Origin of the sequence: Fulvivirga sp. (assembly GCF_040218215.1) — a bacterium.
GTDB lineage: Bacteria > Bacteroidota > Bacteroidia > Cytophagales > Cyclobacteriaceae > Fulvivirga.
Map to the genome: position 1 here is coordinate 407,955 of NZ_JAVJQL010000028.1, position 16,198 is coordinate 424,152.

Genomic DNA, 16,198 nt, shown 5'->3' on the forward strand with positions numbered 1-16,198 from the left:
TGCTCTGCGCTCTTTATGGTTTAAATTTTAATCAAAAAAGGACTGCCCCAAGAGAAGCAGTCCTTTTTCATGAATTGACTTTCTATATTAAATACTTCCTAATATCTCATTAAATGTAGCACTCGGGCGCATGGCATTGCTGGTCTTAGTTACATCAGGATAGTAATATCCACCAATATCAACAGGACTTCCCTGAGCGGCATTTAACTCATCCACAATTTTGGTTTCATTAGCAGCTAACTTCTCTGCTACACCACTAAACAATGATTTCAAATTAGCATCTTCGTTTTGTGCTGCTAAAGCCTGAGCCCAGTACATAGCCAGGTAGAAATGACTACCTCTGTTATCCAACTCATTCACCTTTCTAGATGGAGACTTGTCATTATCAAGAAACTTACCAGTGGCTTCATCCAAAGTGTCTGCTAATATTTGAGCTCTGTTATTTCCAGAGGCATTAGCCAGATGCTCCAATGAAGGTGCAAGCGCTAAAAACTCTCCTAGTGAATCCCATCTCAAATGGCCTTCTTCAACAAACTGCTGCACGTGCTTAGGAGCAGAACCTCCTGCACCTGTTTCAAACAATCCTCCTCCATTCATCAAAGGAACAATTGACAACATTTTTGCAGATGTACCTAACTCCAAGATTGGGAAAAGGTCTGTCAGATAATCCCTCAAAACATTACCTGTTACGGAAATGGTGTCTTTACCATCTTTGATTCTTTCTAAAGTATATTGAGTAGCCTCCTCTGGTGCCATGATCTTAATCTCCAATCCGGTAGTATCATGATCCTTAAGGTATTTATTAACCTTCTCAATCAATTGAGCATCATGTTCTCTGTTCTTATCTAACCAGAAAATAGCAGGCGTCTTAGTAGTCTTAGCTCTGGTTACTGCTAGCTTAACCCAATCCTGGATAGGTGCATCTTTAGCCTGACACATTCTCCAGATATCCCCAGTTTCTACTTTATGCTCAATCAAAACATTGCCGTCCTGATCAGTCACCTTAACAGTACCATCAGCAGGCATTTCAAATGTCTTGTCATGAGAACCATACTCCTCAGCTTTCTGCGCCATCAACCCGACATTAGGCACAGTACCCATAGTTTTTGGGTCAAATGCTCCATGTTTTTTACAAAAATCAATGGTCACCTGATAGATGCCAGCATAACTATTATCTGGAATTACCGCCTTGGTATCCTGGGTTTTTCCATCCTTATCCCACATCTTTCCAGACTCACGGATCATGGCAGGCATAGAAGCATCTATGATCACATCACTTGGCACATGCAGGTTGGTAATACCTTTATCAGAATTTACCATTGCCAAAGCTGGTCCATTAGCCAAACAAGCCTCTATTTCGGCTTCTACAGCCGCCTTCTTGTCAGCAGGTAATTCACCTATTTTTGCTAAAACATCACCAAAGCCATTCTTTACATCAACCCCTACCGATTCCAGATCAGCGCCATATTTATCAAATAAGCTTTTGAAATATGTTTTAACCGCATGTCCAAAAATGATAGGGTCAGAAACCTTCATCATTGTGGCTTTCATATGCAATGAAAGTAGCACATTCTGCTTTTTGGCATCTGCAATTTGCTCCTCAAGAAATATAACCAATGCCTTTTTGCTCATTACAGTTGCATCAATTACTTCACCTTCTTTAAGCGCCACTTTATCTTTTAGAATGGTGGTATTACCTGCATTATCAACCAATTCTATTTTTACACTACCTGCTTTGCTTACAGTTACAGACTTTTCATTAGAGTAAAAGTCTCCTCCATTCATATGCGAAACATGAGTTTTAGAATCTGCAGACCATGCTCCCATTCTGTGTGGATTTTTTTGAGCATATTGTTTTACAGCTCTAGGTGCCCTTCTGTCAGAGTTACCTTCACGCAAGACAGGGTTAACTGCACTGCCCTTTATTTTATCGTATCTTGATCTTGCTTCCTTTTCAGCATCAGTTTTAGGCTCATCAGGATAGTTTGGCACTTTGTAACCTTTTGATTGCAGCTCTTTGATGGCTGCGCTCAATTGAGGAATGGATGCACTGATATTTGGGAGTTTAATAATGTTAGCTTCAGGCGTTTTCGCCAACTCTCCAAGCTCAGTAAGTGCATCACCTACTTTTTGATCATCAGAAAGATATTCTGGAAATACCGCCAAAATGCGACCTGCCAATGAAATGTCCCTCGTCTCAACTTCTACCTCGGCAGGCTTTGTAAACGCCTTAATTATTGGCAGAAATGAATGTGTAGCAAGGGCCGGTGCCTCGTCTGTAATCGTGTAAATAATCTTTGAAGTCTTTGTCATTATTTTACGTTTTAGAACAGCCAGCAAAACATGGCCGTTTTGTATATATTGTGATGTTTAAACAGTCAAGTTGAAAGACTGCGAATTTAACAAAAAGCTGATCGTATATAAAGCCAGCCATCACATAAATTGAGGTATAAAGTAACAGATTGATGACATAGCCGTTAAAATAGAACGCAAAAGATTCCACCAATATGATCCAGGTTCTATATTTCGTCATTTTAACAACTTGGTTTTCTCCAACCATTACCCCAGAAGTTGATGTTTGCCTGAATGCCGAAGAGAAAAAGCTCTATGAAATGATGAATGCCTACCGTAAGCAAAAAAGACTAAAACCGATTCCTTATTCGGCCAAGTTATCTATGGTGGCGCAGATGCATGCTAAAGATTTAGCGGATCATTTTGATTTTTCCAAAGTCAATGAATGTAATCCCCATAGCTGGTCAGAAAATGGCAACTGGAGCTCTTGCTGTTATACCAATGATCACAAGGCCGCACAATGCATGTGGGATAAGCCCCGGGAGATAGCAGGGTACTCGGGTGACGGTTATGAAATAGCCTATTACAGCTCAGCAGGAGCCACGGCAGAACAAGGGTTGGAAGGTTGGCAGAAAAGCCCTTCTCACAATCCATTGATAGTCAATTTAGGCATGTGGAAGGATATAGAATGGAAAGGTGTAGGCATCGGCTTTTACAAGGAATATGGTGTTGTCTGGTTTGGCCGTGAAGCAGATGAGCAGAATAAGATTGTTAGCTGTGAGTGACCTTAAAGCCTTAGAAATAATGATAAAATTAATTACCTTGGAATCAGTCACAATTTAAACTTCATTACCTATGATATTAGGAGTATCTAAATGGCTTAGTTCAAAACTTGGATGGGATGTCGCCTTCATCAGAATAGCATTTGTTGTTACTGTGCTTTTCTTTGGTTTTGGTATAGGGCTGTATTTAATTCTCTGGCTAGTTAAGATTTTCTCAAAGTAGAAGTTTGGGATTCGAACAAATAACAAAAATCAACCTTCATATGCCAAGAGTTAGTTCCTCATTCAAATTTCTTTATTTTAGATATTTATTAAAATAAAGATTTGAAGAGGTTGTAATGAAAAAGAAGATTTGGACAATTCTAATTACCGGTGCTGCCATAATGTTTGGTTTAGCTTTTCTATTATTCAAGGGCTATGTTCGTTTTAATTACCCCTCAAAAAAAGAATACCCCATTCAGGGAATTGATATCTCACATCATCAAGGCTTAATAGATTGGGATGAACTTACCAAAGAAGACATCAAATTTGTATTTGTAAAGGCCACTGAAGGTGGTGACTATAAAGATCCAAGATTTTTAGAAAATTGGGAAAACACTAAGAACAACAACATTCCAGTTGGTGCTTATCATTTTTATAGAATATGCAAAGACGGAATTGAACAGGCTGAAAATTTTATCTCTTCAGTTCCTAATGATAGGAGCAGCTTGCCTCCAGTAATAGATTTAGAGTACGGAGGAAATTGTCAAACCAATAAATCAAAAGAAGTAATACTTTCAGAAATTCGGGAGTTTATGACAATCCTAGAAAATCACTACCAAAAGACTCCAATAATTTATGTCACAAAAGAATTCTATAAAGATTACTCCGTAAGTCAGTTTTCTGAGAACCCAATATGGATTAGAGATATTTTCACTGAACCCAATACGGACAATATTAACTGGACTCTGTGGCAGTTTGCTAACAGGGCTCACCTAAAAGGGATTGATATGTATGTAGACCTAAATGTTTTCAATGGCAGTCCTGATGAATTTGAAACATTTAAAAAAGGGCTTTAAGATGACCCAGAAAGAGTTCAAAATCAAATGAACCTTTCACGTCAAATCTACTACTAACTAACAATATAAAAGGCATTGTAAAAATGACATATTTGCTTGTCATTTAAGACTTGAATAATTAATACTTCTCCTCTTCACTTGGAAAGTCCTTGGCCTTAACGTCTTCAATGTAATGGCTCACAGCATCTGATATAGAAGTATACAAGTCAGCATATCTTCTCAAAAAGCGAGGTTTAAATTCTTTGGTAATACCTAGCATGTCCTGCATTACCAGCACCTGACCATCTACATCGGGTCCTGCACCAATACCTATAATTGGTATAGAAACAGCTTCAGCTACTTTCTTTGCCAAATGCGCTGGTATCTTTTCCAGCACTATAGAAAAACAACCGCATTCTTCCAGCAGCTTGGCATCTTCCAAAAGCTTGTTTGCCTCTTCCTCTTCCTTAGCGCGTACTGTGTATGTTCCAAACTTAAAAATAGACTGCGGGGTCAGTCCTAAGTGTCCCATAACAGGAACACCCGCACTTAAAATCCTTACAACAGATTCCTTGATCTCCCGGCCTCCTTCCATCTTTACGGCATGCGCTCCAGATTCTTTCATTATCCTGATAGCAGAACGCAGCGCTTCTGAAGAATTTCCCTGATAAGAGCCAAAAGGAATATCAACAATAACAAATGCACGCTCCACTGCCTTAACCACCGAAGTGGCATGATAGATCATTTGATCCAGTGTAATGGGCAAGGTAGTTTCATTTCCGGCCATTACGTTGGAAGCAGAATCGCCCACCAGTAACACATCAATTCCAGCGGCATCTAATATTTTGGCCATAGAAAAATCGTAAGCAGTGAGCATAGCTATTTTCTCACCACGATTTTTCATCTCCTGCAGCTGGTGCGTGGTTATTTTTTTAATATCCTTCTTATGTACTGACATGATTATTATTCTTCGATATGCAAAGAATTAGGAATGGTAATTTTAAATGTAGTTCCTTCCCACTCTTCACTGGTTACATCAATTTTTGCATTCAATTTATCGGCAACCTTTTTAACAATGTAAAGCCCAAGTCCTGAACCTACACTTTTCTCAGTAGCACGATAAAACATGTCAAAGATATGAGGCAATTTTGATTCTTCTATACCTTCCCCATTATCTTCTATAGATATAACCGCCTCTTTATCATTTACGCGCACCTCAATGTCGATTAAAGAGTTCTCTTTATGGAAACTTCTGTACTTAATAGCGTTAGAAATTATATTATTAAGGATAATCCTTACACGGGTAGCATCAGTTTTTAGAGCAACTGGCTGATAGATTTTGGCTTTAATTTCAAGCCCTTCAGTGTTAGTTGCATTATAATAACTTGAAATGCTGTTATTAACTTCCACCATCATATTAACTTCTACATGAGGGTCATTAATCCTATCATTTCTGGAAATGCTTAGTAATTCCATCACCAAATCATCAAGCCTCTTTACACTGCCCTCTATGCGTTCTATACACTGTTCACGAACTTGGGGTGTATCTTCCAACCTATATAAATCGATCAGGCCCAGTATTGATCTCAGTGGAGATCTTAAGTCATGTGAGGCATGGTATACAAAACTGTCAAGTTCAAAATTAACCTTCTGAAGTTCAAGAAGATTGTTTTTTGTTTCAGTGATATCAAGGATAATGGTCTCTAAAATATCCTCCTTTTTATAATGTTTAATGCTGAAATTGACCCAAATCAGCTCCCCGTCAGCTCTTTTAATTTCAAGCTCAATGTTTTCAGCCTTACCACTATCCTTTACCAAGCCCACTACATAATCACGGTCTTTAGGAGATTTGTAAAAATCCAATGTGGAAAGTCCATCTGCCTTTTTTACCCCCAGGATTTCCCAAAATTTCTCATTGCTTTCTACTATCTCACCAGTCTTAAAATTCGTTCTGAACATCCCTACAAGGGAGTTTTCGAAGATAGAGCGGTATTTTTCTTCACTAAATTGAAGGGCGTCTGCGGCTAACTTTCTATCTGTAATATCAGTATGTGATCCTGATATCCTTATGGCTTTCCCTTCCATGTCCCTTACAGCTTTGGCCTTAGACAAAATCCACCGGTAAGACCCATCTGCATGCTTCATCCGAAACTCTTGACGGTAGTCATTAAGATCACCTTCAATAAAACTGTGGAATGCCTCAGTAGCTTCCTTATGATCTTCAGGATGCAACAACGACTCCCAAAGGCCATTCATATCCACTTCTGCATCTTCAGCAATGCCGAGCATGGCCTTCCAAGGTCTGGAAACGAATGGGCGATTATTTTGAAAATCCCAATCCCAGAGACCATCATTAGCCCCATCAGCCGCGGTTTCGTAGATGTTCAGTCTCTGCCTAAGCTCAGCATTCTCCTTACGAAGTACTTCTATCTCAGCAGCCATTCTTTGACTTTCCTCCATTAACTCAAGCTTATTTTCCAGTAAAGACATTTCACCTTATTAAAATCAGGTGAAAGATAAAAGTAAGGTGATACTATTACAACTCAATTTTGTCAGATAAGGTACACGGCCTTATTTTCACTATCTAATTGAGCAGTTACATGATCTTTGATGGTTGTGGCCAGCTCAAAACCGCTGTATTTCACGGCTATAGGAAACTCAGTATGGCTACGGTTAACCAAAACCGCAGTCTCAATTTTTTTAACTTTTATATTAAGAAAAGGCTTCAAGCTATAGGCCATGGTTTTGCCTGTGTTTGATACATCGTCAATCAAAATAATGGCTTTGTTCTTTAGCTCGCTATCCGAACATTCAAGCAAGATTTCACTTTGAGTAGGTGCCGCCTTGTCTAGTTTAAGCCCAACAAGTTTTGTCTCAAAAGGCGCAATATCTTTGAGCTCTGTTTTGAGCATTTTGGCGAAATTATAACCCTCATCATATATCCCAACAAGAATAACTTCCTTTTCCAGAAAGTTATGCTCATATATTTCAAAGGCTATCCTTCTTGTTTTTTGAATTATTTGCTCATGGGTCAAGATCAAACTTTTATCACTCATTGCTACGGAATTGGCATTACTTTACTATTCTTAAATGTAGATAAGATCACCATTGATTGCATATTATCTACCACATCAATATTACTCACTTTTTCCAGCATCAGCCTTTGATATGATGAAATATCATTTGATATAATTTTAAGAATAAAGTCGCCAGAGCCAGTAATGTGATGACATTCAATAATCTCATCAATTTCTTCAATGCTTTGAATAAACTTATCAATGTTGTCTTTATTATGGCCCTTTAACGAAACCATAACAAATGTACTTACACCAAGCCCTACCGTGTTGGTATCAAGCATGGCGTGGTAACTCTTAATTACGCCAGAATTTTCAAGCTTCTTAACACGCTCTAATGTTGGAGCAGGGGAAAGGCCAATTTTTGTGGCCAAATTGGCATTAGTGATTTTTGCATTTGATTGCAATATTTCCAGGATCTTTCGATCCGTGGCATCTAATTTTATCTTTGTTTTCATATTATCTGATACCAAATTTTATTTGGCTCAAAGATAAATATTTAAAATAAACTTATAATAATTATGTATTAACAGATTGTTAAACCAAATAGAATTAGTTATTAATTACTAACCTATGCACTTTAATTTGGCCATCAAGTTTAACCTTCAGGAAATAAAGGCCGCTTTTCAATTGATTCAGGTCAAAATCCAGTCTGTTATTGCCCTGATATACCTGAGCGCTAAAGGTGTTAATCAAATCCCCATCGGCACTCAGCAATTCAATATCGGCAATTGCATCTTTGGTGGCTATTATATCAAAAGCCACTAAGCTTGTTGAGGGGTTTGGGTATGGGTTTGACATAATAAATGTTTCCTGACCAAAAGTGATACAACTTCTATTATTATCCTCATCGACATCCTGATAGTTTGATATAAATGGCATGACATCAATACATATATAATCGAGTCTTTTGTTGTCAATGGTTAAGTCCAACTGAGCACTAATCACCTCATTAGGGTTCATGGCCTTATTTATAGTTTCATAAATTTCAAGCTCACCACCAAGATTAACGGTCACATAAAGGCTATCGAGTCTTATGGTGCCATTATTTCTGATAGCAAAGGATAATTTATCTCCCGTTGCAGTAGGAAGAATATTGAAATTGATTACCTCAGCATCAAGCAAAGGCTCAAGAACCTGTATTCTTCTTGAGGCAGTATCGGTGCAATTTTGATCTGAAATAGCTACCAACGAAATGTCAAACTCCCCAAGATTATTGAAGGTATGGGAAGGGTTAACTTCTTCTGAAGTAGCTCCTTCTTCAAACTCCCAGCTATAGGTCTGTGCTCCTGAAGATTGGTTTGTAAAGTCAACCACAAATGGTGGTGCCCCGAAGTCAAATGAAGTTACAAAATTTGCTGTTGGGGCCGGGTGAATTGTTACTGCCCTGATTGTCTCATATTCGCAGCCGTTTTCTGTGCTCACAGAGAGTGTTACATTATAATTACCTGCTTGCGCAAAATCATATGTAAAATTCGGCTCGGATGAAACCGGGCTGTCATTTATAGACCAGCTTCGATTAGAAATATTATCTCCTGCCATGACTGTAATGTCAGTAATTTGGGCAGTCTCATTTTCACAGTCATCAACCAATGAAAAATCTAAGGTTGGAGTTTCAGGAATTGAAATCAATTGCGTTTGTGTGGCTGTACAAAGGTTAGATGACGTTACTGTAAGACTTACAGAATAATCAAGAGGGTTTTCAAAAGTTGTCTGAGGGTTTTGTTGAGCGCTAAATGTTCCTCCCAGATTCCAAGACCAGTCAGTTATCTCTTCCCCCTCAACGGCTACAGAAGCATCAGTAAATTGGATAGGTACATCTAAACATATTTTATCAAAATCAAATGCTACTTCCGGTGCCTTTAAAACTGTTACGGTTTTCGTTAGTGAGTCAACACAGCCAAATGAACTGGTCGCGGTAAGTTCCACTTCAAAGTCGCCATTACTATTGAAAATATGGCTGGCATTTTGATCCTCTGAGGCAACTGACCCGTCTCCAAAATCCCAGCGCCAGGAAGATAAATTATCAATATTCACAGTTGATAAATCTTCGAATTGAGTTGATAGCACCTCACAAGCAAGTTCGTTACCAAAATCTACAACTGGCAATGCATGGATGGTAATTGTGCGGGTATCAAAAGTCTCGCACCCATCTGCATTAGTGATGTTTAATGTTGCCTCATAGGTTCCTTCTGTATCAAAAACCATAGTTGGGCTGCTCAGTGTTGAGGTGAATCCATTACTGAATTCCCAATTCACATGTGTTATATCCCCAGAAGTTGAGTTTGTAAAAACGACCTCATCACCAACGCAGGAGTCATCGAAAGAGAATTGTGGAAGTGTACCACCAATAACAGCTATATTCTTGGAAATACTTTTGCTACATCCGCTTACCCCTGATACCGTAAGAGTAACCAAAAAATCTCCAGAGTTTTCGAATACTACACTAGGGGTTGAGTCTTCCGAGGTCATTTGACCACCAAAATCCCATAAGAAACTAGTGCTCAAATCCTCTGATGCTGTACTTGCGTCTATGAATTCAGTTACTGCATTACTACAAATTGTGGATGGGAAAGTAAAATCTGGCTGCAAATCAGCCGTATCATATATTTTCACCTCCTCAATCAATAATGACTCACACCCTTTTGAATCTTTAACTGATAAGGATACATCATATAAGTTTGGTGTCGGAAAAAAATTTGTAGGATTTTGTACCATTGAACTGCTTAATCCATCGAAGTCCCAAGCCCATTCGGTAATACTTCCGTTACTTGTTGTACTTAGATCGTAAAATTCAGTACTTTCTACATTACAAGCCTTATCAACTTCAAATTGCACGTCAGGTAGGGGATAAATTCTAAGTGAGTCATAGTAATATGTTTTATTGCCTGATGTAGAATCCAGTGTCATAACCTGAAAATATTTCCAGCCATCACCAGAATATGAAAGTATTGGGCTATAGTCTTGAGTTCCCTTGACACTTGCACTTGATTCATTTGGGTATTCACCAAGAAACAATTCTGATGTGCTAAAATTTAATCCAAGAATTGAAATCAAAGAATTATTGACAAGCATTGACTGACCATTTAGATTGTCCCAGCCTTCAAAGGTTGTTTTGAGTAAAATATCAGGTGAAGGATTGTCATAGAAATTTTTCCCGAAATCAATTTCAATTAGTTTCGCTCCCTTTGTCAGGCATATATACTTCAAACCTTGCCCTTGTCGCACATGCCACAATCTAACTGCATCAGTATAACTAAAAGTTATTTCATCTACCTTTGCTAAGGTCATATCAAACAAATCAGCATTGTCAAATGTAACTTTGAATAATTTTAAAGAATTTGCTGATGATACAAGAGCAATAGTATTGTCGCAATCATTATACACTGATACCCCTGCTATTACACCACTATTAGGTAAGTCAACTTTATCAATACTAAATGAGTTTTCTATTCCGCTTTGAAACCTTATTACTCTTAGTGATTTCTCGCCTCTTGTAGTAACGTAAGCATATACCTCTGAATTATATTTAACTACATCAAGACCAAAAGCATTATTGTTACTCGTTACATTCCCAAGATCAGTAGCGATTATATTATTTTGGTCAAGCCCATCAGGAAACTTTAACAAAATTAGGTTCCCATTAGATTTTAAAAGTAGAGCATACCAAATGCCCCCATCATACACAAACTTCATATCATAAATTGTGGAAATCAGGTTTCCAGGATTACCTAAATCAACTACTGTTGGCGTATTTTTGAAGCTATCTCCGAAATCAAGCCTATACAATTTGGTGGGTGAGGCTGTGCTGTATATTGGTGCGAAAGCAAATAGATTGTTTTTGTATTTTACACTTGACAGTGCATCTGTCCTGGAGAGTTGGGTATAGGTACCTAAAGAAAATGAATCTGGAATACTGTCAAAATCACCTAAACTAAAATCCCATGTAAACCCTAAAGATGCACTTGAAGAATTAGATATTGAGATAGGGCTATTTACACAATGTTCTTGATCAAAAGTAAATGTGAAATTGGGACATTGAGCAAGTGTTTTGCTGTAACTGGCAAAACAAATGCATAAAAATATTATGTAAACTAAATTATATCTCATTTTTTCGCAGTAGCAAATTACATTGCTCCTTTGTACTTTATACAACTAATGTCGACAAAAGTAAACAATAATGAATTCCAACAATGTATCGGATGCAATTCCGAATCAATAGTTCCATTAAAAGGGTACCAAAAATATGATTTGGTAAAATGTAAGCATTGTAAATTAATTTTTGTTAAGAAAATACCGTCAGAGCTGGAATTGAAAGATCATTATTCGGTGTATGGCTATTCTAATGATCAGTACATTTCTCCTATAACAGTAAAACGATATCATGACCTTCTAAATAAGTTCGAAAAGTATAGGCGTACTAACAAGATAATTGATGTTGGTTGTGGCACGGGTCATTTTCTCGTTGAGGCTAAGAAAAGAGGTTGGGAGGTATATGGTACAGAGTATTCAGAGCAGGCTGTTAGATTATGCGAGGGAAAAGGAATTAAGATGCATCGAGGCATACTTAATCAGCAATCTATCAACATCTCTGATTTTGATATTGTCACTTCTTTTGAAGTAATTGAACATATCAACAATCCACAAAGTGAGTTGCCTAATATTCATTCCTTATTGAGAAAAGGTGGCTTGTTCTATTGTACCACACCCAATTTCAATGCACTAGAAAGGTATTTAACGAAAGAAAATTATAGTGTTATCAATTATCCAGAGCATTTATCATATTACACTAAGCGTTCTCTTCATATAGCTCTAAAAAGAAATGGGTTTAAACAAAAAAAAATATTAACCTCAGGTGTGAGTCTTACTTATCTCAAAAAAAGCATGGGAAAAGAGACTCCTCGTGTTAACTCACCTGATTCAAGTGATGAAAAACTTCGTTCTAAAATGGAAAAATCGAATCTTAAATTTATGAAGTATTTGGTGAACTTCGGGCTGAACATATTTTCAATTGGAAGTACCATTAAATGTTGGTATGAAAAGAACTAATCAGCCATAAATCTCATCATAAATAATTTGATCTAGTTTCTGATTTCGATAAAAATCGGCACATTTTGCAACTCTATCTCTGACATCGGTTTCAGTTATTAAGCTATCAATTTTTTGATAGCCATATTTGATAGATTGATCATTGGTAATATTGATAACTGCACCGATGTTGTTTTTTTGAATAATTTCACTATCATCTCCAATTCCATGTGGAATAATTACTGGAAGACCATTTGACCAATATTCTCCATCCTTAATAGGAGAACAAAAAAGTCTATTTGGAGTGGGTTTTACGGGAGTATAACCAAAATCAGCCGCACTCAACCAATTAGAAACTTCATCATAATTAACCCTTTCAATATGCACTTGAGACAAGTCGATAGAAAAACACTTTAGTTTATTGACTATATATTTATAACTATCTGGAGACAGAATTATAAGAAAGAATTTTCCATTCCAATAATTAAAAGCTTCGGCAAATAATTTGAATGACTCATCTTCATAATAGATATCACCAAACTTACCCACGTAAATCCCAATAACCCCATCAGTAGACACATTAAGTCTACGTCTCATAATTTCTCGTTTGGTTGGGCTAAACTTAAATGAGTCAACAGGAACAGTACAAGGCAGGACATGAATTCTATCAGGGTTTATTCCTTCCTTTTCTAACTGTTTTTTATAGTTATGGCTAACGGTAATTAAAAATCTCGCAAAATGTTTTTGCTTTTTTTCGTAGTATTTTTGAACAATAAACCTTGGATCAAATGAGCTCCACACCTCTCCCTCGAGCATATACATTGCATGAGGCTCAAAACTTTCCACATCAAAAGGTATTTTCAAACTTTTATGAAGAATAAATCCATAATTCCCTGCTGGAGCACCACGGCAAATGATATGATTTATATCATGCGTCTTACAGAGTTTTTTAAGTTTTGATGGGATTTTCAAAAAATCAGTAACTCTATTTATAATATTAGGAAGAGACTTTATAGACAAGACTGGAATGTGAATGACTTTTGGTATATCCAATTCTATTTCAGGATTTTTCCATGTTCTTTCAATAGTGACAAATACAACTTTTTCAATATTTCTGTTGTTGGCTAAGATTTTTAAATGAGGTAAAATTGTTGATTGTGTTAAACCATCATCGAGAGCCCAGTTGCCTATATAAAGAATGTTCATAACCCAATGCTTGATTTAATATTTCTTAACATTTTATGGAAACCAAAAGTCCTAAGTAGTATTTCTTCTGCACATTGATCATGAACATTAAATCTTGGTATGATCATTCGATATATTGGGTCATTTAATCTGTTTAGATTTACAAATTTCTCATCAACAGAAAACCCATATGAAAAGTATTTTCTAGCAAGTTCTATAACTTGATTATTGTACCCTCCATTTGGATAAGCTATCATGGCTGTTTCTATGCCAATTTTAGTCTTAATTTCTTTTTTACTTAAAGAAAACTCTTTGTTCATGACCTCCGCACTCTGTTTAGGTAGGTAAGAATGAGAATGTGTGTGAGCTTGTAAATCAATCTCTAAATTGCTGATTTGGGTTAGGTGACTCCAAGAACAAACTGGTGCAAAATTATTGATTTCTTCTACCTCCAATTGTTTAGATATAAAATCAAATAATTTTGATATTTCGTCAGGACTTTTGTGAAGCATTTTCTGATGAAAAACCATTACATCTTGGTAATAATTACGGTCTTTTTTAAATCGATAGATGTTATTATCTATTTCCAATTCAAATTCAGTAAATAGAGTATTGAGGAAAAAGTCAAAAAGCTGATAATTCCAGATAGTGTTTCCTTTGGTTACAGGCTCTGTAGCAACAAATACTGTTACTGGTACATTTTGCTCTTTTAGTATAGGCAGACTGCTTTCGTAAAAATCTAGCATAGCATCATCAAAAACGACATAAGCTGTATTTTTCAATTCGTTGGGTTTTGATTTCAAAAGTTTTTTGAGGCTCTCCAGTTTGTAAAATCGTCTTAAAAAAATAATTATATTCTTAAACTGACTTGGTGAAAGTGGCTCAGTAAACATATCCCAGTTTGAGCTTACCCTATGAAATAGAAAAATTGGCACCTGTTTTCTTCTCTTATTAATCCATATCAACAATGGACCTACCCCACTCCAGAAAAATAGTTTAAAGAAGATTGCTCTCATTTTAAAATCATTTTAAAAAGAAATAGAAATGCGCTACGGAGCCTCCATCTGGATGCGTAGGATAAAAACATAATTCTAATTATTCTGCCTTTTAGTTTATTTATCAGCGTAGTATTACCGCTATTTGATTTTACCAATTCAAAATAATTGATATAACCTCTTTCAAGTCCATCAAGATTACCCATTACTGAATTATGCGACCTTCTATAAATATAAACAAGGTCTTCTGTGAAGTCCAATATCCCATCAGAGCTAATACTATAAAAGAAACCAAGATCCTCGGCATGAGTCCAACCTACAGGAAATTTATATTCCTTATGGCTATCTCTTTTAATCATTAGTGTTCCAATGTTTAGAAAACATCCACTACTAAGCTTAATTAACTCTTCGGTTGGATGTCCACGATATCTAGGTATTTGTTTTGATAAAACATTATTGAGATTTTCATCCATCTGATACGTTGCACCATTGACAAATGCTACGTAACTCTTTTTCAAAAAGACTTCATATCTACTGTTAATGCTATTTTCAGGTAATATGTCATCATCATCAAGAAAACATATATACTCGCCACTGGAATGCTCAATACCTAAATTTCTGGCATTTGAGACTCCTTTTATAGGTTGTTCAATAAAACGAACTCTAGCATCCTTAAAACTTTTAATTTTTGATATTGAAGAATCAGTAGAACCATTATCTACTATGATAAGCTCTATATTTGTGTAGCTCTGCTCTAGCGCAGATTGGATAGCATGTACAATGTGTTTTTCTCCATTATAAACAGGTAATATGATGCTAATAAGAGGCTCATTCATACCATATCTTCAAATCTTTCTCTACTAAATCTTCAAGTTTCTTTATATCATTTAAGAAATATTCATAGATAATTTCCTTTTCATTTTCTTTGGAAAGAGAAGGTGGCTTTTTCTGTATTTTATCAAGAGTATGAACTCTTAACTTTTGATATATAGGTTCTCCAATTACATTTTTTACCCATCTCCCCATTCTTAGCAATGTAAACAAAGTATCACTTTTATTTAGTTTAGTAGGGTGCTCATGCATAGTCTCCTGCTTGAATTCAGTATTTACCCCAATAAAGTTCAATAATTTTTCCAATTCTTCATTGTAGTTCTCTCCAAAAAGCTTTTCAAATATTATAACATGTACCTTTTCCTTCCCAAAACAATTTATAAATCTACTTACCTGGTTATAATACATCCCACGAGATAAATAGTATGGAGGAGAATACCACTTATCGTATTGAAGAACATTATTATTTATTTGTTCCTCTTTAATAATTTCCATGAAATCAGTCGTCCTTTCCACGCCTTTCATTCTATGAAAATTAAACTGAGAATATGCTCTCTTGGCAGGGTTTCTAAGAATGGCTATAATTTTAATGTCATCTCCTAAAAATTTTTTTATATTTTCTGGTACATAGCCATAAAAAAGATAGTCCGGTGTAATTTCACCTTTAATAGACTGCTTTTTAGCTTCAGAAAATCGTTCAAAATAACTGACAATCTGAGATGTTTGCGGGTAAGGATTTTTATCAAAGAAATGAAACTCTTTCTCTTCAGGAAGATATATATCCTGATGCTTTCTTAAAATTTTATACAACGATGTCGTGCCAGCCTTTTGTGCACCAACTACTACGAAATCTATTTTTGACACAATACTATACTTATTGTTGAGCCTTCAGCCCAACGAAGATATCCGAAAATTGTCAATTGTCACGACTATATACCAAATGGCTTTTGTATATTTCAATGTTTTTCCAATTG

The 16,198-nt window shown here is 36.3% G+C and carries 14 protein-coding genes; 4 read left to right on the top strand and 10 right to left on the bottom strand.

Going from position 1 to position 16,198, the window contains the following annotated elements; all coding sequences use genetic code 11:
• Positions 1 to 87 precede the first annotated feature (87 nt).
• A complete protein-coding gene (locus tag RIB54_RS20105; RefSeq protein ID WP_350103008.1) occupies positions 88 to 2,316 on the bottom strand; it encodes an NADP-dependent isocitrate dehydrogenase in 2,229 nt (742 codons plus the stop codon).
• Positions 2,317 to 2,507: 191 nt separating this feature from the next.
• On the opposite strand from RIB54_RS20105, the gene RIB54_RS20110 reads away from it, so the two are divergent.
• The 3 genes from RIB54_RS20110 to RIB54_RS20120 all read left to right on the top strand — a co-directional run bounded on the left by RIB54_RS20110 (position 2,508) and on the right by RIB54_RS20120 (position 4,132).
• Complete coding sequence (locus tag RIB54_RS20110; RefSeq protein ID WP_350102665.1) at positions 2,508 to 3,077, top strand: CAP domain-containing protein; 570 nt, start codon at positions 2,508 to 2,510, stop codon at positions 3,075 to 3,077.
• A gap of 70 nt (positions 3,078 to 3,147) precedes the next feature.
• Positions 3,148 to 3,297: a PspC domain-containing protein gene (locus RIB54_RS20115; protein ID WP_350102666.1), complete on the top strand. Its 150-nt coding sequence runs from the start codon at positions 3,148 to 3,150 to the stop codon at positions 3,295 to 3,297.
• A gap of 115 nt (positions 3,298 to 3,412) precedes the next feature.
• Positions 3,413 to 4,132: a glycoside hydrolase family 25 protein gene (locus RIB54_RS20120; RefSeq protein ID WP_350102668.1), complete on the top strand. Its 720-nt coding sequence runs from the start codon at positions 3,413 to 3,415 to the stop codon at positions 4,130 to 4,132.
• A 118-nt stretch (positions 4,133 to 4,250) separates the two neighbouring features.
• Here RIB54_RS20120 and panB read toward each other — a convergent pair whose 3' ends face one another.
• The 5 genes from panB to RIB54_RS20145 form a co-directional block, all read right to left on the bottom strand.
• Complete coding sequence (gene panB / locus RIB54_RS20125) at positions 4,251 to 5,069, bottom strand: 3-methyl-2-oxobutanoate hydroxymethyltransferase (protein WP_350102669.1); 819 nt, start codon at positions 5,067 to 5,069, stop codon at positions 4,251 to 4,253.
• 5 nt (positions 5,070 to 5,074) lie between these two features.
• Positions 5,075 to 6,601, bottom strand: coding sequence for a sensor histidine kinase (locus RIB54_RS20130; RefSeq protein ID WP_350102671.1), 1,527 nt, complete (start codon positions 6,599 to 6,601; stop codon positions 5,075 to 5,077).
• 62 nt (positions 6,602 to 6,663) lie between these two features.
• Positions 6,664 to 7,167 (bottom strand): phosphoribosyltransferase family protein, encoded by a 504-nt coding sequence (locus RIB54_RS20135; protein WP_350102672.1) that lies wholly within the window; start codon positions 7,165 to 7,167, stop codon positions 6,664 to 6,666.
• Positions 7,168 to 7,169: 2 nt separating this feature from the next.
• Positions 7,170 to 7,643, bottom strand: a complete 474-nt coding sequence (locus RIB54_RS20140) for an Lrp/AsnC family transcriptional regulator (RefSeq protein WP_350068187.1) — start codon at positions 7,641 to 7,643, stop codon at positions 7,170 to 7,172.
• A gap of 94 nt (positions 7,644 to 7,737) precedes the next feature.
• Complete coding sequence (locus RIB54_RS20145) at positions 7,738 to 11,295, bottom strand: PKD domain-containing protein (protein ID WP_350102674.1); 3,558 nt, start codon at positions 11,293 to 11,295, stop codon at positions 7,738 to 7,740.
• 48 nt (positions 11,296 to 11,343) lie between these two features.
• Between RIB54_RS20145 and RIB54_RS20150 the strand changes: the two genes are divergently transcribed.
• Entirely contained in the window at positions 11,344 to 12,234 is an 891-nt protein-coding gene (locus RIB54_RS20150; protein WP_350102675.1) for a class I SAM-dependent methyltransferase, read from the top strand.
• Here RIB54_RS20150 and RIB54_RS20155 read toward each other — a convergent pair whose 3' ends face one another.
• From RIB54_RS20155 to RIB54_RS20170, 4 genes are all read right to left on the bottom strand, one after another.
• Positions 12,235 to 13,419, bottom strand: coding sequence for a glycosyltransferase family protein (locus RIB54_RS20155; RefSeq protein WP_350102677.1), 1,185 nt, complete (start codon positions 13,417 to 13,419; stop codon positions 12,235 to 12,237). It lies immediately after the preceding gene.
• Positions 13,416 to 14,180, bottom strand: coding sequence for a polysaccharide deacetylase family protein (locus tag RIB54_RS20160; RefSeq protein WP_350102678.1), 765 nt, complete (start codon positions 14,178 to 14,180; stop codon positions 13,416 to 13,418). The genes RIB54_RS20155 and RIB54_RS20160 overlap by 4 nt, the downstream gene beginning before the upstream one ends.
• A gap of 230 nt (positions 14,181 to 14,410) precedes the next feature.
• The gene (locus RIB54_RS20165; protein ID WP_350102680.1) at positions 14,411 to 15,229 is read right to left on the bottom strand and encodes a glycosyltransferase family 2 protein; all 819 of its coding nucleotides are present in this window, start codon (positions 15,227 to 15,229) and stop codon (positions 14,411 to 14,413) included.
• Entirely contained in the window at positions 15,222 to 16,088 is an 867-nt protein-coding gene (locus RIB54_RS20170; protein ID WP_350102682.1) for a sulfotransferase domain-containing protein, read from the bottom strand. Before RIB54_RS20170 ends, RIB54_RS20165 begins: the two co-directional genes overlap by 8 nt.
• Between the last annotated feature and the right edge of the window lie 110 nt (positions 16,089 to 16,198).

Coding starts and splice junctions, on each gene's coding strand:
- RIB54_RS20135 (WP_350102672.1), bottom strand. CDS start 7,167: ATGAGTGATAAAAGTTTGATCTTGACCCATGAGCAAATAATTCAAAAA.
- RIB54_RS20145 (WP_350102674.1), bottom strand. CDS start 11,295: ATGAGATATAATTTAGTTTACATAATATTTTTATGCATTTGTTTTGCC.
- RIB54_RS20155 (WP_350102677.1), bottom strand. CDS start 13,419: ATGAACATTCTTTATATAGGCAACTGGGCTCTCGATGATGGTTTAACA.
- RIB54_RS20150 (WP_350102675.1), top strand. CDS start 11,344: ATGTCGACAAAAGTAAACAATAATGAATTCCAACAATGTATCGGATGC.
- RIB54_RS20165 (WP_350102680.1), bottom strand. CDS start 15,229: ATGAATGAGCCTCTTATTAGCATCATATTACCTGTTTATAATGGAGAA.
- RIB54_RS20110 (WP_350102665.1), top strand. CDS start 2,508: ATGATCCAGGTTCTATATTTCGTCATTTTAACAACTTGGTTTTCTCCA.
- RIB54_RS20115 (WP_350102666.1), top strand. CDS start 3,148: ATGATATTAGGAGTATCTAAATGGCTTAGTTCAAAACTTGGATGGGAT.
- RIB54_RS20130 (WP_350102671.1), bottom strand. CDS start 6,601: ATGTCTTTACTGGAAAATAAGCTTGAGTTAATGGAGGAAAGTCAAAGA.
- RIB54_RS20140 (WP_350068187.1), bottom strand. CDS start 7,643: ATGAAAACAAAGATAAAATTAGATGCCACGGATCGAAAGATCCTGGAA.
- panB (WP_350102669.1), bottom strand. CDS start 5,069: ATGTCAGTACATAAGAAGGATATTAAAAAAATAACCACGCACCAGCTG.
- RIB54_RS20120 (WP_350102668.1), top strand. CDS start 3,413: ATGAAAAAGAAGATTTGGACAATTCTAATTACCGGTGCTGCCATAATG.